This is a genomic window from Micromonospora sp. LOL_023, assembly GCF_048060115.1.
GTDB lineage: Bacteria > Actinomycetota > Actinomycetes > Mycobacteriales > Micromonosporaceae > Micromonospora_E.
On the sequence record NZ_JBHMIM010000008.1, the window covers coordinates 33,595 to 51,150 of the forward strand.

Genomic DNA, 17,556 nt, shown 5'->3' on the forward strand with positions numbered 1-17,556 from the left:
GTGTTGATCCCTGCGCGTGGACCGGCCGGGTACATCGCCGACGAGGTGCCGGCGTTGCCGGCGGCGGGTGTGCCGGGTCGGCTGGCCGAGGCGGACCGCGCCTACCACCGGGGCGACTACGCCGCCGCTTTGGCCGTGCTGCCACCACTGATCGCCGGAGCCCGGCACGCCGTCGAGAACGCCGACGACGCCAACAGGCCTGCCGCGCACCGGACCCTGGCCCGCACCTATGACCTGACCAGCAGCCTGTTGATCCAGGTACGGGCGGTCGACCTCGCCTACCAGGCTGTGAGCGCCGCCCAGGACGCTGCCGCATCCGCGGGCGACGAGCTGCTCAGCGCGACGACGGTCAAGCGCATGTCATGGCTGTTGCTGCGCCAGGGCCGGCTGACCGACGCGGAACGGCTGGCGATCGCCACCGCTGACAGCGTCGAGCCCCGAATCTCCCGAGCCACTCCGGACGAGCTAGCGGTGTGGGGCTGGCTGATGATGGCGGCAGCCGCCGCTTCCTCCCGGGACAACCGGCCGGACGACGCGGCCACCCAGCTCGACGCGGCAGCGGCAGCGGCAGCCCGACTGGGCACCCGGCCGGTCAGCCCCGGTCAACTCACCATCGTCGGTGGAATGCGGTCAACCTGTGCCGGTCGGTGTACGGGACGTTGCTGCTGCAGGCCGGGCTCGCCGCTGCAGGCTGCGGCGACCACGCCAGCGCCAGTGAACTACTCAAGCAGACGGCCGAGGTCGCAGGGCAGGTCGGTGACGGGCAGGACTACCGGCAGGCGAGCTTCGGACCGGCCGCCGTCGAATGCGCCCAGGTCACGGCCGCCGTGGCCCTCGACGACCCCGCCGACGCCGTCGACCGGCACACGGCGATCGTCCGGCGCGACGGCTGGCTACGGCTACCCGCCGAACATCGGGCCGCGTACCTGGTCGACGCCGCACGAGCCCACCTCGACACCGGCGACCTGGCAACGGCGGGCCGGTGGCTCGTCGAAGCCGACCGCGTCGCACCGGCCGAGATCCACTGCCGGCCCTCCGCCCGTACCGTCGTGGCTGACATCGCCCGCAGCGGACCGCAAGCGGCCGGCGTCGCCCGACTCGCGACGGCCCTCGGCCTGACAACCCGCTGAAACCCCACCCACCGGTACCCCGATTTGGTCTGATCCCCTTACGGGATTTTGATCCCCCAGCGGGATCAGAGTGAAACAGACACCGGGGCGCTGGCGGCGGCGCGGTGCCATTGACTCGGCCGGATCGTCCCCGCACGATCAACTCATGCGGGCGACGCAGATGAGCAGGACGATCCTGGTGACTGGGGCCCGGCGCGGCATCGGCGCGGCGATCGCGGTCGGTCTGGCCGCACCCGACCTCACCCTGGTGCTGCACCACCTGGCAGCGCCGGACGAGGCGCAGTCCGTCGCCGACCGGTGCCAGGCAGCCGGCGCCCGGACCCGGATCGTCGAGGCGGACCTGTCGGTCGCCACCGAGGTGCTGGCCCTCGCCGAGGCCGCCGGCCCGGTCGACGTACTGGTCAACAACGCCGCACGGGCGTCCAACGTGTTGATCGGCGAGCTGCCACTGACCGAGTGGGAGGCCACCTTCGCGGTGAACGTCACCGCCCCGATGCTGCTCTCGCAGGCTCTCGCCCCAGGGATGCGGGCGCGCGGCGACGGCCGGATCATCAACATCACCTCGGCGACGGTCAGGATGGGCGGCCCGTCCGGACCGTCGTACGTGTCCAGCAAGGCGGCCCTGGTCGGTCTCACCCGCTCGCTGGCCCGCGCGTTCGGACCCGACGGCACCACGGTGAACGCCGTTTCCCCGGGCGCCATCCGCACTGAGGGCGAGCGTGAACTCGCTGCCGGCCAGCCGGTCGACGAGGCGGCGGTCGACGCCGTGATCCTGCAGCGGCAGGCCGTCCAGCGCCGGTTGGACCCCGACGACCTGGTCTCCACGGTCCGTTTCCTGGCCGGCTCTGACTCCGCCGCAGTCACCGGTCAGGTGATCGAGGTCGGCGGCGGGCTGGTCCACCGCTGACAGGGCTGGTGTGTCGTTCACCCGCCGGTCAGAATCCCCCGACGGTGCTGTTCACCTGCGGCGGCGATGCTCCGGCTCGTCTGATCCCCGCAGCCTGGAGGCACCGTGCCCAGATCGATCTGGCAGTTCACCGTGATTGTCGCGATCCTGACCATACTGTTCGGTGCGGTGGCACCGACCGGGGCGACCGCCCGCGTCGGCACCGGGCCGGTCCTGCTCACCGAGCCGTACCTGCAACTGCCGACGAAGAACTCCGTACGGGTCGTCTGGCTGACCGAGTTCGCCGGACGGCACCACGTCGTGGTGGTCGGCGAACGCGCCGACGAGCTGAACCGGGCCGAGCTGCGGGCCGCCGCCACCGGCGGCAAGATCCGCGGCGTACGGGTGTTCACCGCGCGTACCGGGGAGTTGTCCCGCACCGCCGAGGACGCGGCGTCGCAGATCCCGAACCCGCCGACGCAGATCACCCGCCGGCGCATCTGGCGACACGAGGCGACCGTACGCGGGCTCGGTGTCGGCAGCCGCACACCGTATCGAGTGGTGTCGATCGAGACGGGTGCCCTGGTCGCTTCCGGCACCTACACGCTGGCACCGGCGGCTGCCAAGGGCCAGGCGCAGCAGATTCTGCTGACCAGCGACCACCAGTCGATGCCGAACACCCCGGCCAACCTGCAGCAGGCGGTAGCCACGGTCGGCCGCATCGATGCGGTCTTCCTCGCCGGTGACCTGGTCAACGTACCGGACCGGGCCTCGGAGTGGTTCGACGACCAGCGCGGTGGCGCGTTCTTCCCGGCCCTGCAGGGCCGGGCATCGCGTGCCGTCAACGGGGTCACCTACTCCGGCGGTGAGATCCTGCAGCACGCGCCGATCTTTCCGGCGATCGGCAACCACGAGGTCCAGGGCCGCAGTGGGCTGCCGACGCTGAACGAGTCGTTCAACGCGCCGGTGCCGCGCGCGGTGGCCCAGGCGGCGTACCGCAAGGTCGCCAAGCAGGTCAACCCGCGCAACGATCCGAAGATCAGGGAACGCTGGATCCTGGAGAACTCGTTCAACACCGAGACGTACGAGGAGATCTTCACCCTGCCGACCAGCGGTGGCGGCGACGAACGCTACTACGCGACGACCGTCGGGGATGTCCGGCTGATCTCGCTGTACGCCACCCGGATCTGGCGGAGCACCGGCATCGCGGCCGACCCGACGAACTGGCAGCGGACCCGCTACACCGAGGCGCCGGCGACCGTCGGTGACCCGCTCGCCCAGGGCTGGGGTTCGCACATCTTCGAGGAGATCGGCGTCGGCAGCAGGCAGTACAAGTGGTTGCAGCGCGAGGTGGCCAGCAAGCAGTTCCGGGATGCGAGGTACACGGTGGTGATGCTGCACGAGGGCCCACATGGGCTGGGCGACAACGTCAGCCCGCCGTTCACCGATCCGGTACGCACCGAGGAGACCGACGCCGCCGGCAACACCCGAATCCGGTACGACTACCCGCGTACGGAGAACGTGCTGACCCGCGACGTCGCCCCGCTGCTGGAGTCCGCCGGGGTGAACCTGGTCCTCAACGGCCACTCACATCTGTGGAACCGGTTCACCGCCGACTCCGGCACCCATTACCTGGAGACGTCGAACGTGGGCAACTCGTATGGCGCTTTCCACCCGCTGTCCGGCCGGTTCCGGCCCGTTCCGCCGGCACCGTGGAACCCCGACAACTACCTCGCTCAGGGCAACCCGGGCGGGTTGGAGCCGCAGCTGCCGACGGTCGCGCCACTGACCGACCCGGCCGGTACGCCGTTGCCGTTCGTGCAGAGCAACGACTACTCGGTCTTCTCCGTCCTGGACACCGGCGCCGGTGAGGTGACCAGCTACGTCTACGACTTGCGTACCCCGGAAGTCGCCCCGACGGTGCTGGACCGTTTCGCGCTCGGCGCCTGAACAACTGTGGTCCCGCCATCGGCGGTCCCGATGGCGGGACCACGCGTCAGTTCAGTTGCCGGCCCATACGTAGGAACGGCCGTCGACGGAAGCATCCGCGACCGTCGCGGCGACGGCGACGCTGGCGAAGAGTTGGTCGACCCGGGCGGCCTCGGCTGCACTCGGGTAGGAGTTGCGGCAGGAAACCGGTGCGCTGCTCCCGGACATCAGGTCGGAGCAGAGCCCGGTGCGCCGGTCCGGTAGTCCGAGAATGTGTCCCCACTCGTGGGTGGCGATCCGGGTCCGGTCGTAGCCCTGGTCCACTGCCTGGGTACCCATGTAGATGCGGCCCGCGCCCAGCCGGGTGACGTAGGCGCGGGGCCAGCCGCTGTCGACGTAGATGACGACCGACGCGGGGCTTCCCGACTGCAGCCGAACGTTGCTCACGCTGCTGTTCCAGATCTGCGCGGCCTGCGCGAAGTTTGTCGCGAACTGGCCGGCCCGGCTGGCGTCGTAGTAGATGGTGGTCACCGCGGCCGAGGCCGGCGCGGTAGCCACGACCTGAGCACCGATCAGCGAGAGGATGACGGTGACCGCCGCGAGGATCGCCCGGGCGGTGCGTTGTGTCGACATGGCATGGCTCCCTGAAGAAGGCCGCGGCACCGGGTTGGTGTCGACCGGCGTCGCTCACCGTAGGCCAGATCGATCGACCGACACCTATCCCATTTCGCTCATAGCGCATGGCGCGACCAGACCGAAGTGACCTGCTGCACTGCACCGACCCCCACCCACCTGTCTCAGCTTGAAGAAGTTTTCAATTGGTCATATGTCCGTGCCGTTGTATCAGAAGAAGGCCGAGTTCTTCCGGATGCTGGGCCACCCGGTCCGCATCCGGGTGCTCGAACTGCTCGGTGAGCGCCCTCGTCAGGTCCGCGAACTGCTCGCCGAAATCGACGTCGAGGCGTCGAACCTGTCCCAGCAGTTGGCGGTGCTGCGCCGGGCCGGCATCGTGGTCTCCAGCCGGGACGGCTCTGCGGTCACCTACGCGCTGGCCGGGCCGGACGTCGCCGACCTGATGCGGGCGGCCCGGCGGATCCTCACCGAGATGCTGGTCGACCAGACCGAGTTGCTGGTCGAGCTGCGGAAGGCGTCGACCGACGGCGCGGCGGGCCGTCGGTGAACACCGCACGCCGGCTGCTGCCGCAGACAGCCGACTGGCAGGCCCTGCGCCGCCAGCCGGGCCGGGACCTGCTCGCCGGGCTGACCGTGGCGATCGTGGCGCTGCCCCTCGCCCTGGGCTTCGGCGTCGCCTCCGGGCTTGGCGCCGCCGCCGGACTGACCACCGCCGTGGTGGCCGGTGCGATCGCGGCGGTCTTCGGCGGATCGAACCTGCAGGTCTCCGGACCCACCGGGGCGATGACGGTCGTGCTGGTGCCGATCGTGGCGCAGTTCGGGCCGGGCGGGGTGCTCACCGTCGGGCTGCTGGCCGGGCTGATCCTGATCCTGCTGGCGCTGGCCAGGGCCGGACAGGCTGTCCGCTACCTGCCGGCCCCAGTGATCGAGGGCTTCACGGCCGGCATCGCCGGGGTGATCCTGCTGCAGCAGATCCCGGCCGCGCTCGGCGTGGACGTCCACGGCGAGCGGGTGCTGGCGCTGGCCGGGCGGGCGGTGACGGCGTTCGCCGGTCAGCCGCAATGGCCGTCCCTGCTGATCGCCCTCACCGTGGCCGCCGCGATGCTGGGCGGCGCACGGTGGCGACCCACCATGCCGTTCTCCCTGCTCGCGGTCGTCGTGGTGACCGCCGTAACGGTCCTGTCCGGGCTACCGGTGGCGACCATCGGCGTGCTGCCGGCCACCCTGCCCGCACCGTCGCTGGGGTTCCTGGACCTGGCGGCGGTGCCCGCGCTGGTGACCGCCGCGATCGCGGTCGCCGCCCTGGCCGCGTTGGAGAGTCTACTGTCGGCCACCGTCGCGGACGGCATGTCGGTCGGGCAACGACACGATCCGGACCGGGAACTGTTCGGCCAGGGCGTCGCCAATCTGGTCACGCCGCTGTTCGGCGGCGTGCCGGCCACTGCGGCGATCGCCCGGACGGCGGTCAACGTCCGGGCCGGTGCCGGCTCCCGGTTGGCCGCGCTGTCACACGCGCTCATCCTCTCGCTGATCCTGCTCGTGGCGGCCCCGCTGGTCAGCCAGATACCGCTGGCCGCGCTGGCCGGGGTGCTGATCGCCACCGCCATCCGGATGGTCGAAGTGAGCGCGCTGGCGGCGCTGGCCCGCGCGTCACGCTCCGACGGGCTGGTGATGGCGCTCACCGCGGCGACCACCGTGCTGTTGGACCTGGTCACCGCGGTGCTGGTCGGACTGGTCGTGGCCGGCGGACTGGCCCTTCGCAAGATCGCCCAGGCGGTACGGCTGGACCGGGTGCCGCTGGACACCGCTGACCACCGCACCGAGGAGCGGACGCTGCTCGCCGAGCACATCGTGGCGTACCGGCTGGAAGGGCCCTTGTTCTTTGTCGCCGCGCACCGGTTCCTGCTGGAACTCGCCGATGTCGCCGACGTGCGGGTGGTGATCCTACGGATGTCGCGAGTGTCCACCATTGACGCCTCCGGCGCACTGGTGCTGCGCGACGTGGTGGAGCGGCTGGAGCAGCGCGGCACCGCCGTCTATCTGTCCGGCGTCCGGCCCGAACATCGCAAGGCGCTCGCCGCGTTCGGCATGCTGTCGCGACCCGACGGTCCCGGCCGGGTCTTTCCCGACACGCCGGAGGCAATCGCCGCCGCCCGGACGCACCTCGGCCTCCCGGACCCAGGCGGAGTCATCGGAAGCGACCGGTGTGCGCCAAACCCTCGATGAACTGCCGCTGGGCGATCACGAAGACGATCGGCACCGGGATCGCGGTCAGCGATGCCGCCGACAGCTGCACGTTCCACAATGGGCCGCCGTAGGCGTCGAACTGGGTCATCGCCTGCGGCGGGGCGAACTTTTCCGGAGTGGACAGCCAATCGAGGTGAGCAGGATGGTCGGGCTGACCAGTGGCACGGTGACCAGTTGGTGCGGTGAGGGGCGCCCCCGTTCCGCGCCCCTCACCGCACCAGCGGCATCGAGGTTGCCGCCGAACGGGCTTGGTCAACCTCAGGTCGTGATCGTATACTGACTCTGCGTTCGGCCGCCAACTGATGTTAGCTGGCTGCCGAGCAGCGACCAATCTTAGCTGTATCTCCGACGGAGGTAGCCGTGACGGGCGGCGGCACCACTCCCCCGGCCGGATCCACCCTGGCCGACCGGCTCAACCTGCTGTTCGAGACGGTCCGGCCGGCTGGCCGCGATCCCTACACCTCGCGGGAGGCCGCCGATGCCATCCGCGACCGCGGCGGATCCATCTCCGATGTGTACATCTGGCAGCTGCGCACCGGTCGGCGGACGAATCCCACGAAGGAACACCTGGAAGCCTTGGCGGACTTCTTCGACGTCGACCCCGCCTACTTCTTCGACCGCCGCAGGTCCGGCGAGATCGAGCGGGACCTGCACGCGCTGCAGGCGATGCGCAATCTCAAGGTCCGCGCGGTGGCGACCCGGTTGAGTACGCTGCCCGAGGAGCACCTCGACGCGGTCGGAGACATCCTCGACCGGGTGGTGCAGGCCCTGGAGCTGCGGCACGGCAACAGCGGCGACGCCGCCGACCGACACCACAACCCGTGATCGTCATGCGGTGGCGACGGACGGACCGAGGCGAGGAAGGCACGGACATGAGGTCATCGCCGCTGCGCCAGACCTGCCTGAGCCGGCTACGCCACTTTCAGGGCCGAGGCCTCGAGATCCCCCGGCCCTTCGACGCCGCGCAGCTGTGCCAGCGGGTCGGTGAGGTACTGGGCAAGCACATCACCCTCGTGGGCATGCCGATGCCGGCCGGTGCCCCGTTCGGCCTGACCCTGTACACCGACATCGGGCACGTCATCGCCTACGAGGAACACACCAGCCGGGTGCACCGCGACCACATCATCGCCCACGAGCTCGGTCACATCCTGTTGGACCATCGTGCCCTCGCCCTCGACGACCCACAGGCGAGCAGGCTCCTACTACCAGCGCTGCGCCCGAGGATGGTCGACCGGGTACTCAACCGGACCGGGGTGTACAGCCGCCGCGAGGAACAGGAGGCCGAGATGATGGCGACGATCCTGCTCGAGCTGGCGGTGCGGGAGTCGGGTGCCAGCGACCAGGCCACCGGGACACCGCCCGCGACGGGCACCGACGCCGCGTTGGAGGCACGGCTGCGGCACGGACTCGAACCCCCGCCCCGGTAACCCTCGGATGGACACCATCCTGTACGTCATCTGCTCGGTGGCAGGTTGGCTCGCCTTCGGGTACAAACTGGGTGACCTGCGCCGCGATCCGGACAACCGGGTGTTGCGCGCCATGGTGTCCGCGTTCTTCGCGTTCGCCGCCGGCGTCACCTTCGCCATCCAGCCGGTAGCGCAGATCCTGGAAGACACGACCGGGCTGGCGAACCTGGCGAAGCTGCTCGCCCATGCCGGCGTCATGGCGGTCGCCGCCAACTCGGAGATCCTCCTGCTGTTCCTGGCACTGCCACCGGCGGTCGCCGGCCGCCGGGCCCGGATCCGGATCATCGCCTCGACGGTCGTGTTCGGACTGCTCACCGCCCTGTGGGCGACGACATTGGCAGCCGACCGGCCGGTCCGCCTGGTCGTCGAGCACGCCGCCGAACCGGCGGTCGCCGCCTACCTGGTCGTCTACCTGTGCGTGTTCGTCTTCTACGCCGCCGACCTGGCCCGGCTCTGCTGGCGGTTCTCGCAGGTCACCCCACGTCGCTGGCTACGACGCGGACTGCGGATCACCGCGTTCGGCGCCGCCGCCGCGCTGCTCTACTGCGCGACGAAGACCGGATACCTGATCGCCTACCGGCTCGGCCAGCAGCCGGCCGGCGAACCGCAGATCGCCGCGGTCCTGGTCACCATCGGCGCCCTCGCCATGCTGACCGGGCTGACCCTGCCCACCTGGGGTCCGGCGGTGGACCGGGCGATGTCCTGGCGGCGACGGCACCGGTCCTGGCGGCGGCTGGCTCCGCTGTGGCTGGCGGTCACCGCCGCGCAACCGCAACTCGTCCTCGACGGCCGCGCGCACCGCGCCTGGGTGGCGCTGCGCGACATCGACTACGCCCTGCACCGCCGGGTCACCGAGATCCGCGACGGGAGACTGGCGCTGCGCCCGTACATCGACGTCCGGGTGGTGCCAGCCGCCGGGCGGGTGGCGGAAGCCACCGACCTCGACGAGGTCGACCGGGCGGCGCTGGTGGAGGCGGCGATGATCGTCGCCGGTACCCGCCGGGCCCGCCTGGGTACGCCGGTGCAGCGGCCGGACTTCTCCGAGCCGCATGATCCGCCGGACGGCTACCCCGGCGAGGTGGCGTGGTTGAGTCGGGTGTCAGCGTGGTACACCGAATCCACAGTGATCGACCAGGTGCTGTGCGAAGCCGCACTCTCACCCGTCGCGTGGCACCCCTGACGGAGGACCACGGCAAAGGCCCGACCGGTACGCGAACCTGCGGCGGATCCGTACGCTCGATCCGCGACGCGACCACCTCGACATCCACCAGACCATGGTGCGCGTACGGGTTTCCCTGGGGAAGGAACCTGGCGTTCAACCGGTCCTTTTCCCTGCCCGGTATCGCCGTCGTACACGTGGGTACGCGTCGTGGATGTGGTCACAGTACGGGTGCGGCTCCTACCGAATACGCAACGTACCCTTAACATCCGTTCATGACGGTGCCACCCGAGAGCCTGGATCTGACTGCCGGCTTCCCGCCGGCGACGCCGGACGACTGGCGGCGACTCGCGCTCGGCGTCCTGCGCAGATCGGGCGCTGCCCGCGCGGACACCCCCGCCGAGTCGGTCGACGACCTGCTGGCCACCACCACGTACGACGGAATCCGGATCGCACCGGTGCACCATCGACCAGCGGTGCCACCGGCGATCGGGGTGCCGGGTCAGCCGCCGTTCGTCCGGGGCACGCGGGCCCGGCGCGACGGCGGCGGCGCCGGCGGGACCGACCCGGGCGAGACCGTCGCCGGGTGGGACGTACGGCAGCGGTACGCCGACCCGGACCCGAAGTCGGTGCGCGAAGCAGCACTGGCCGATCTCGCCAACGGCGCCACCTCGCTCTGGATCGATCTGGTCGCGGCCGGTTCACCGTCGGCGGTGCTGGCCGAAGCCCTCGACGGGGTGCACCTGGACCTCGCCCCGGTGGTGCTCGACGCCGGCAACGCCTCGGCGGCGGCCGCCGAGGCGTTGCTCGCGGTCGCCGCGAGCAACGGCGTCGAACCGGACACGCTGGCCGGCAACCTCGGTGCCGACCCGCTGGGCTGGCAGGCACGCACCGGGCAACCCGCCGACCTGACGCAGCTGGCTGAGCTGGTGGCGTACACCGCCAGGTCTCCCCGGTTGCGCGCGGTCACCGTGGACGCCACCGTCTACCACGACGCGGGCGGCAGCGACGCCCAGGAGCTCGGCTGCGCCCTGGCCACCGGACTGGCGTACCTGCGGGCCCTGACCGCCGCCGGGCTCGACCTGCCGGCCGCCTTCGCGCAGCTGGAGTTCCGATACGCGGCCACCGTCGACCAGTTCGCCACCATCGCCAAGCTGCGCGCGGCTCGCCAGGCATGGTCGCGCATCGCCGAGGTGTGCGGGGTGCCCGACGCCGGACGGCAACAGCAGCACGCGGTGACCTCCGCGGCGATGATGACCGCCCGCGACCCATGGGTGAACATGCTGCGCACCACGGTGGCCTGCTTCGCCGCCGGAATCGGTGGAGCCGATTCGGTCACCGTCGCGCCGTTCGACGCCCGGCTTGGACTTCCCGATGGTTTCGCCCGCCGAATCGCCCGCAACACCCAGTCGGTGCTGCTGGCCGAGTCGCACCTCGGCCGAGTCCTCGACCCCGCCGGCGGGTCCTGGTACGTCGAGCGGCTCACCACCGACCTGGCCACGGCCGCCTGGGAGTGGTTCACCGAGCTCGAACGGGCCGGCGGGGTCCAGGCCGCGCTCAGCGACGGACTGATCGCCGACCGCATCGACGCGGTCTGGGCACGACGAACCGACGAGCTGGCCCACCGGTGCGCTCCGATCACCGGGGTCAGCGAGTTCCCGGACCTGGCCGAGCGGCCGCTCGCCCGTACCCCGGCCGCGCCGGCACCCGGCGGCGGCCTGCCCCGCCGGCACTACGCCGACGGGTTCGAGGCCCGCCGCGACCGCGCCGACGCACATCTGGGCACCACCGGCACCCGGCCGACGGTCCTGCTGGCCACCCTGGGCCCGCTCGCGACGCACAGCGCCCGCGCCGGCTTCGCCGCGAACCTGTTCGCCGCCGGCGGCGTCGACACCACCCGGGTCGGCGACCCCGTCGACGACCCGGCGGCGATCGCCGCCGCCTTCGCCGCCGACCCGTCCACGGTGGTCTGTGTCTGCGGTTCCGACGCCAGCTACGCCACCACCGCGACACCGCTGGCCGCCGCGCTGACCAAGGCCGGTGCCCGCCGGGTCTGGCTAGCCGGCCGGCCGGCCGGCTACGACCACGTCGACGACTATCTGTACGCCGGATGCGACGCCCTGGCCGTGCTCGACGCCACGCTCGACGATCTGGGGGTGCCCCGATGATCCCGGACTTCTCGCACGCCAGGTTGCACCCGGCCGACGGGCCACGGCCGGACCCGCAACCGCGGTCCCACCGCTCCGGTCCGGCGCTGCCCGAGCCGACCTGGGACACCCCGGAAGGCATCGCGGTGGCGCCGCTGTACACCGCGGCCGACACCGCCGGGCTGGACTTCCTCGACACCGTGCCGGGTGTGCCGCCGTACCTGCGCGGGCCGTATCCGACGATGTACACCACTCAGCCGTGGACGATCCGCCAGTACGCCGGCTTCTCGACCGCCGAGGAGTCCAACGCCTTCTACCGGCGCAACCTGGCCGCCGGGCAGAAGGGCCTGTCGATCGCCTTCGACCTGGCCACCCATCGGGGGTACGACTCCGACCACCCCCGGGTCGCCGGCGACGTGGGCATGGCCGGGGTGGCGGTCGACTCCATCTACGACATGCGGCAACTCTTCGCCGGCATCCCGCTGGACGAGATGAGCGTGTCGATGACGATGAACGGCGCGGTGCTGCCGGTGCTGGCGCTGTACATCGTCGCCGCGCAGGAGCAGGGTGTCGCCCCGGAGAAACTGACCGGAACCATCCAGAACGACATCCTCAAGGAGTTCATGGTCCGCAACACCTACATCTACCCGCCCGGTCCATCGATGCGGATCATCTCCGACATCTTCGCCTACACCTCGGCGCGGATGCCGAAGTTCAATTCGATCTCCATCTCGGGCTACCACATCCAGGAGGCCGGCGCGACCGCCGACCTGGAGCTGGCCTACACCCTCGCCGACGGGGTGGAGTACCTGCGGGCCGGGCAGGCCGCCGGGCTGGACGTGGACACGTTCGCACCCCGGTTGTCGTTCTTCTGGGCGATCGGCATGAACTTCTTCATGGAGGTCGCGAAGCTGCGGGCGGCCCGGCTGCTGTGGGCCCGACTGGTCCGCGACGCCGGTGCCAGCAACCCGAAGTCGCTGAGCCTGCGCGCCCACTGCCAGACGTCCGGCTGGTCGCTGACCGCCCAGGACGTGTTCACCAACGTGGTGCGTACCTGCGTGGAGGCGATGGCCGCCACCCAGGGGCACACCCAGTCGCTGCACACCAACGCCCTCGACGAGGCCCTCGCGCTGCCGACCGACTTCTCGGCCCGGATCGCCCGCAACACCCAGCTGCTGTTGGCGCAGGAGTCCGGCACCAACCGGGTGATCGATCCGTGGGGTGGCAGCTTCTACCTGGAGCGACTCACCCACGACCTGGCCCGACGCGCCTGGTCGCACATCCAGGAGGTGCAGGCAACCGGCGGGATGGCCCAGGCGATCGACGAGGGCCTGCCGAAGCTGCGGATCGAGGAGGCGGCGGCGCGTACCCAGGCGCGGATCGACTCCGGGCGGCAACCGGTGATCGGGATGAACCGGTTCCGGCCCGACGCCGACGAACCGATCGACGTGCTCAAGGTCGACAACACGGCGGTACGTGCCGCGCAGCTGGCGAAGCTGGCGAAGCTGCGGGCCGAACGCGACGAGCGGACCTGCACCGCCGCCCTGGCCGCGCTGACCGAGGCGGCCGGCGCCGGTTTGGGCCGCGCCGGAGCAGGCACGCCGTCGGCCAGTGGTGGTGACCTGGCCGGCAACCTGCTCGCGTTGGCGGTCGAGGCGGCCCGGGCCCAGGCCACCGTCGGGGAGATCTCCGCCGCGCTGGAACGGGTGTACGGCCGGCACTCGGCGCAGATCCGTACGATCAGTGGGGTGTACCGACAGGAGGCGGGCGAGCTGGCGGCCATCGACCGGGCACGGTCGGCGACCGACGCGTTCGCCGCCGCCGAGGGGCGCCGGCCACGGATCCTGGTCGCCAAGATGGGCCAGGACGGCCACGACCGGGGGCAGAAGGTGGTCGCGACCGCCTTCGCCGACCTCGGCTTCGACGTCGACGTGGGACCGCTGTTCCAGACCCCGGCGGAGGTCGCCCGCCAGGCCGTCGAAGCGGACGTACACCTGGTCGGGGTCAACTCGCTCGCCGCCGGCCATCTCACCCTGGTGCCGGCGCTGCGCGACGAGTTGGCCGCGCTCGGCCGGGACGACATCATGATCATCGTGGGTGGGGTGATCCCACCACAGGACTTCGACCGGCTGCGGGCGGCGGGCGCGGCGGCGATCTTCCCGCCCGGTACGGTGCTTGCCGAGGCCGCCGTCGACCTGCTCACCGAGCTGTCCCACCAGCTGGGGCACGGCGACGCCGAGGGCGGATGACCAGCGGGGTCCGACGCCGCCAGCCCTCGGTCGACGACTACGTCGCCGGGGTACGGGCGGGCGACCCGGCCTGGCTGGCCCGGGCGATCACCCTGGTCGAGTCGACCCGCACCGATCACCGGACACACGCCCAACAGATGCTTGTGGCGCTGACTCCGCACGCCGGGCAGGCCCGGCGGGTCGGAGTGACCGGCGTCCCCGGCGTCGGCAAGTCCACGTTCATCGACGCCCTCGGGACGCAGCTGACCACCGGCGGGCATCGGGTGGCGGTACTCGCGGTCGACCCGTCGTCGGCCCGCAGCGGTGGCAGCATCCTCGGCGACAAGACCAGAATGTCCCGGCTGGCCACTGATCCGGCGGCGTTCGTCCGGCCGTCACCGACCGCCGGCACCCTCGGTGGGGTGGCCCGGGCCACCCGGGAGGCGATGGTGGTGGTGGAGGCGGCCGGCTACGACGTGGTGCTGGTGGAAACAGTCGGGGTCGGCCAGTCCGAGACCACCGTGGCGGAGATGGTCGACACCTTCCTGCTGCTGACCCTGGCCCGCACCGGCGACCAACTGCAGGGCATCAAGAAGGGCGTCGTGGAACTCGCCGACGTCGTCGTGGTCAACAAGGCCGACGGTACGCACGCCGCCGAGGCTCGGGCGGCCGCCCGGGAGCTGGCCGGGGCACTGCGCATGCTGCGCGGGGCGGACGACGACTGGTCCGTCCCGGTGCTGACCGCCAGCGGCCGCGACGGGGTCGGGCTGGCCGAGGTGTGGCAGCAGGTGCTCACCCACCAGGACCGACGGCGGTCCAGCGGCGAGCTCGACCGGCGCCGCCGTCAGCAGCAGTTGCGCTGGGTCTGGGCGATGGTCCGCGACGGACTGTTCGATCGACTGCGCGGCAATCCGGCGGTCACGGCGCTGACGCCGCAGATCGAGGCCCGGGTGCTCGCCGGTGCGACGACCCCCGCCGAGGCCGCGGCCGAGTTGCTGGCGGCGTTCGACGCGCCGCCAGCCGACGGAGCCGACGACGGGCTACCTCAGCAGGCCGGCCGCGACGGGCAGGATCCGGCGTAGCCGGCCCGGCGGGGTGGACCGCGTCCGCCACTCCCGGGGGTAGCCGACCGACACCTCTTCGAAACGCACGCCGTCGTAGTAGGTGGTACGCGGGATGTGCAGGTGGCCGTAGACCATCGCCGCCGCCCGGAACCGCACATGCCAGTCGGCGGTGCGGTCGGTGCCGCACCACATCGCGAACTCCGGGTAGCGCAGCACGTTCATCGGATCCCGGACCAGCGGGTAGTGGTTGGCCAGGATGGTCGGCCACCGTGGATCCACCTCGGCGAGCCGCTGTTCGGTGTAGGCCAGCCGTTGCCAGCACCACTGCTCCCGGCTCGGGTACGGGTCGGGATGCAGCATCGTCTCGTCGGTGCAGACGATCCCGGTACGGTACGCGTACGCGAGCCCGTCGGTCTTGTTGCCGGTGCCCGGCGGCAGGAAGCTGTAGTCGTAGAGGGTGAACAGCGGCGCGATCGTGGCGGGTCCGCCGGCACCCGGCCAGACCAGAAAGGGGTCCTCCGGGGTGTGCACCCCGAGTGACCGGCACATCTCGACCAGGTGGGTGTACCGCGCCTCGCCGCGTAGCCGCACCGGATCGTGCGGGGTCGTCCACAGTTCGTGGTTGCCGGGCGACCAGATGACCTGCGCGAACCGCTGCCGCAGCGTGCCCAGTGCCCATTCGACGCTCGCGACCGTCTCGGCGACGTCGCCGGCCACGATCAGCCAGTCCTCCGGGGAGGGCGCCGCCAGGTCCGCCACGATCTCACGGTTCTCCGGGTAGGAGATGTGCAGGTCGCTGATGGCCCACAACGACGGTCCTGCCGCCGTCGGATCAGTTGTCCCCGGCTGTGCCGTCACCGCTGCACGCTCCCCGTTCCTGTCTCGTCCCCGATCCCGTTCTACCCGATCATGCGCCACCGCGGGCTGGTGCGGTAGTCCGGCGGGCGGATCGTCGCGTCGATGCGCGCGGTCTCCGGGACGGCATGGGCGCTGGCTGATCGAGCCGCCACCGCCACGCCCTGTCGATCCGACTGCGGATGGCGGACCGCCGGTCATCGCGCTCGGCCGGCAGTGACCGTCGCAGGCCGGCTGCGGGTTCCGCCGCCTGTCCGCTGTACGCGTTGGCAGATGACGCGAACGGCGCGGCGGACGGTGTGCTCAGTCCGCCGCGCCGTTCGGGCGACCGTCCCGGTCAGTGGGTCGGAAAGTCGTCCGCGCTGCGGATGCGGTCCCGGGCCCACACCCCGGCTTCCTTGAGCGGCGCGGTGCCGGCGTAGGGGCCGCTGCCGCATACGCCGGTCCGAAAGACCGCTCCGGAGCGGAAGTCATCGGAAAAGTTCCAGTTGACCCAGCTGATCTTCCGCGCAGCCAGCAGGTCGAGCCACTGATCGGCGCTGGCCAGGTCGTTCGCGCCGTCCCCGGTGTACGTCTGGGTGCCGAACTCGGTGACGAACATCGGCAGCCGGTTGGCCGCCCGCGACAACGCCGACCGGTACGACTCGTGGTGCGACCCGGCGTAGAAGTGGAAGGTGTACATGACGTTGGCCGCGTTCACCGGGTTGTTGATCACTTCGGCCTCGTTACCGCCCTCCGACACGCCCAGCGACGACCAGGCACGGGTTCCGACCAGCACGATGCCGTCCGAGTCGGCGGACCGGATCACCGGGATCACCTGCTCGGCGTAGCTCTTGATGGTCTGCCAGCTGACACCGTTGGGCTCGTTGGCGATCTCGTAGAGCACGTTCGGCTTGGCCGCGTGCCGCTGGGCGATCTCCCTGAAGAAGGTACGGGCCCGGTCCAGGTTGTAGTTGGGGTCACCCGGGGTGAGCATGTGCCAGTCGACGATCGCGTACATGCCCCGGGCGGACGCCTTCTCGATCAGGTCGTGCACCCGGTCGGTGAATCCGCGCGGGTCGGTCTCGTAGCCGCCCTCCTGGATGTACATCGAGATGCGCAGCACGTCCGCGCGCCAGTCGGTGGCCAGGGCGTCCAGCGAGGCATCGTTGACGCACCGGGCGTACCACTGCAGGCCGTGCGTGCTCATGCCGCGCAACTGGATCGGATGGCCGTACTGGTTGCACAGGTTGACGCCGCAGACCCGCAACTGGCCGTTGATCGCCACCGGGGTGGTCCCCGTCGGGGGTGCGGTGGTGGGCGGCGCGGTCGTCGGGGGCGCGGTGGTGGGCGGCGCGGTCGTCGGGGGCGCGGTGGTGGGCGGCGCGGTCGTCGGGTTCGGCCCGCCGGCACAGCCGGATCCGTTGACCGTGCAGTTCGTCGGCGTGCCACCGCCGTTGACGATGAACCCGAACGTGGTGCTCGCGCCAGCGCCAAGGGTGCCGTTCCAGCTCGCGTTGTCGAAGGTGTACCGGTTACCGGTCGAGGTCGACCGGGCATTCCACGAGGAGCTGATCCGGCTGCCGGTCGGCAGGTCGAAACCGACCTGCCAGGAGGTGATCGTCGCGGACGTGTCGTTGGTGACGGTGAACCGGCCCTCGTAGCCGCTACCCCAGTCGTTGACCTTCACGAAGGCGGCGGTCGCCGCGGCGGCCGACGGAGCCAGCAGCGCCACGCCACCGACGAGCGTGGCGGCGACTCCTCCCGTGACCAGGGCGATTCTCCAACGACGCACGACGTTCTCCCTCAACAGACGGGCACAACATATCGACG

Annotated in this window: 15 protein-coding genes and 1 pseudogene; 12 read left to right on the forward strand and 4 right to left on the reverse strand. The window is 71.2% G+C overall.

Annotated elements, in window-relative coordinates:
• Positions 1-647 precede the first annotated feature (647 nt).
• The 3 genes from ACFHVL_RS06350 (at position 648) to ACFHVL_RS06360 (ending at position 3,966) form a co-directional block, all read left to right on the forward strand.
• Positions 648-1,130, forward strand: a complete 483-nt coding sequence (locus ACFHVL_RS06350) for a hypothetical protein (RefSeq protein ID WP_416626260.1) — start codon at positions 648-650, stop codon at positions 1,128-1,130.
• A 145-nt stretch (positions 1,131-1,275) separates the two neighbouring features.
• Positions 1,276-2,037: an SDR family NAD(P)-dependent oxidoreductase gene (locus ACFHVL_RS06355; protein ID WP_416626138.1), complete on the forward strand. Its 762-nt coding sequence runs from the start codon at positions 1,276-1,278 to the stop codon at positions 2,035-2,037.
• Positions 2,038-2,142: 105 nt separating this feature from the next.
• Positions 2,143-3,966 (forward strand): metallophosphoesterase family protein, encoded by a 1,824-nt coding sequence (locus tag ACFHVL_RS06360; RefSeq protein ID WP_416626139.1) that lies wholly within the window; start codon positions 2,143-2,145, stop codon positions 3,964-3,966.
• A gap of 51 nt (positions 3,967-4,017) precedes the next feature.
• On the opposite strand, the gene ACFHVL_RS06365 is transcribed toward ACFHVL_RS06360, so the two are convergent.
• Positions 4,018-4,578 carry a snapalysin family zinc-dependent metalloprotease gene (locus ACFHVL_RS06365; RefSeq protein ID WP_416626140.1) on the reverse strand — a complete coding sequence of 187 codons (561 nt, stop codon included), beginning with the start codon at positions 4,576-4,578 and terminating at the stop codon, positions 4,018-4,020.
• A gap of 193 nt (positions 4,579-4,771) precedes the next feature.
• On the opposite strand from ACFHVL_RS06365, the gene ACFHVL_RS06370 reads away from it, so the two are divergent.
• Complete coding sequence (locus ACFHVL_RS06370; protein WP_416626141.1) at positions 4,772-5,125, forward strand: ArsR/SmtB family transcription factor; 354 nt, start codon at positions 4,772-4,774, stop codon at positions 5,123-5,125.
• On the forward strand, positions 5,122-6,804 hold the full coding sequence (locus ACFHVL_RS06375; protein ID WP_416626142.1) for a SulP family inorganic anion transporter: 1,683 nt from the start codon (positions 5,122-5,124) through the stop codon (positions 6,802-6,804). Before ACFHVL_RS06370 ends, ACFHVL_RS06375 begins: the two co-directional genes overlap by 4 nt.
• Here the strand turns inward: ACFHVL_RS06375 and ACFHVL_RS06380 are convergent.
• On the reverse strand, positions 6,767-6,913 hold the full coding sequence (locus ACFHVL_RS06380; RefSeq protein WP_416626143.1) for a hypothetical protein: 147 nt from the start codon (positions 6,911-6,913) through the stop codon (positions 6,767-6,769). The genes ACFHVL_RS06375 and ACFHVL_RS06380 overlap by 38 nt on opposite strands.
• Before the next feature lie 272 nt (positions 6,914-7,185).
• Between ACFHVL_RS06380 and ACFHVL_RS06385 the strand changes: the two genes are divergently transcribed.
• The 7 genes and pseudogenes from ACFHVL_RS06385 to meaB all read left to right on the forward strand — a co-directional run bounded on the left by ACFHVL_RS06385 (position 7,186) and on the right by meaB (position 14,907).
• On the forward strand, positions 7,186-7,650 hold the full coding sequence (locus tag ACFHVL_RS06385) for an XRE family transcriptional regulator (protein WP_416626144.1): 465 nt from the start codon (positions 7,186-7,188) through the stop codon (positions 7,648-7,650).
• A gap of 47 nt (positions 7,651-7,697) precedes the next feature.
• The gene (locus ACFHVL_RS06390; RefSeq protein ID WP_416626145.1) at positions 7,698-8,252 is read left to right on the forward strand and encodes a hypothetical protein; all 555 of its coding nucleotides are present in this window, start codon (positions 7,698-7,700) and stop codon (positions 8,250-8,252) included.
• 7 nt (positions 8,253-8,259) lie between these two features.
• A complete protein-coding gene (locus ACFHVL_RS06395; RefSeq protein WP_416626146.1) occupies positions 8,260-9,471 on the forward strand; it encodes an MAB_1171c family putative transporter in 1,212 nt (403 codons plus the stop codon).
• A 37-nt stretch (positions 9,472-9,508) separates the two neighbouring features.
• Positions 9,509-9,656: pseudogene (locus ACFHVL_RS06400) on the forward strand (DUF2236 domain-containing protein); the annotation flags it as partial.
• Between the two features lie 69 nt (positions 9,657-9,725).
• Positions 9,726-11,618, forward strand: a complete 1,893-nt coding sequence (locus ACFHVL_RS06405; protein ID WP_416626147.1) for a methylmalonyl-CoA mutase family protein — start codon at positions 9,726-9,728, stop codon at positions 11,616-11,618.
• An 86-nt stretch (positions 11,619-11,704) separates the two neighbouring features.
• On the forward strand, positions 11,705-13,846 hold the full coding sequence (gene scpA / locus ACFHVL_RS06410; RefSeq protein WP_416626245.1) for a methylmalonyl-CoA mutase: 2,142 nt from the start codon (positions 11,705-11,707) through the stop codon (positions 13,844-13,846).
• A complete protein-coding gene (meaB, locus tag ACFHVL_RS06415; RefSeq protein WP_416626148.1) occupies positions 13,843-14,907 on the forward strand; it encodes a methylmalonyl Co-A mutase-associated GTPase MeaB in 1,065 nt (354 codons plus the stop codon). The genes scpA and meaB overlap by 4 nt, the downstream gene beginning before the upstream one ends.
• Here meaB and ACFHVL_RS06420 read toward each other — a convergent pair.
• Positions 14,866-15,747: a metallophosphoesterase family protein gene (locus ACFHVL_RS06420; RefSeq protein WP_416626149.1), complete on the reverse strand. Its 882-nt coding sequence runs from the start codon at positions 15,745-15,747 to the stop codon at positions 14,866-14,868. The two genes, meaB and ACFHVL_RS06420, sit on opposite strands and share 42 nt — an antisense overlap.
• Before the next feature lie 334 nt (positions 15,748-16,081).
• Positions 16,082-17,497, reverse strand: a complete 1,416-nt coding sequence (locus ACFHVL_RS06425) for a cellulase family glycosylhydrolase (protein ID WP_416626246.1) — start codon at positions 17,495-17,497, stop codon at positions 16,082-16,084.
• Between the last annotated feature and the right edge of the window lie 59 nt (positions 17,498-17,556).